The organism is Bartonella sp. AP72JLCBS, from assembly GCF_042195705.1.
Classification (GTDB): domain Bacteria; phylum Pseudomonadota; class Alphaproteobacteria; order Rhizobiales; family Rhizobiaceae; genus Bartonella.
In genome coordinates this window covers 1-549 of record NZ_JBHIOU010000145.1, presented here as the reverse complement: position 1 = coordinate 549, position 549 = coordinate 1, and the positions used below count along the sequence as shown (strand labels likewise).

The window sequence follows — 549 nt, the reverse complement described above, 5'->3', positions numbered from 1 at the left end:
TCTTCTCGCAAAGTCGGTATAAGCGTTTGCCAAGCCGTCTCTGTTACCGGCTCTGCTTCATCAACCCAACAAAGCAAAATGCGCCCCATCGATTTAATGCTCGCAATATTACGGTCAAGACCAGAAAACTGAAAGGCTATGCGACCATCTATCGACTTAATCGAAGATTCCCCAACCTTGTAATAGTCCTTTAAAAAGTCGTGCGCTTCAATGGCGCGCTTAATCTCCTCCAATGAACTTTCTGCCAAAGAATTCTGAAACTGACGTGCACAAAGAATGGTCCCCGATATCCCCTGCATACCAAATTGATAGCCTTTTAAAGCCGCCATCAATGCAAATGATCTTGTCTTTCCAGACCCTCGTCCACCCCACGCCGCTCGTACCAAAGCATCCCCATCAAAAATAGGGATAAGTTTTGGTACAATACTAATCTGTCGTGTTGTCATTGACCAAAGGCGCGATTTCTACACGCGTTATCACCTTAATGGCTCCCCCATCTTCACCTGTTACCTGTAAAGGCAACACCTTACCAAGCAACGCTAAATAAGC

At 45.7% G+C, this 549-nt stretch carries 1 protein-coding gene; it reads right to left on the bottom strand.

Annotated features, from left to right (window positions below; all coding sequences use genetic code 11):
• Positions 1–446: phage terminase large subunit (locus tag ACFILO_RS09795; RefSeq protein ID WP_375678248.1), on the bottom strand; the 446-nt coding region annotated here is incomplete at its 3' end.
• Positions 447–549 lie beyond the last annotated feature (103 nt).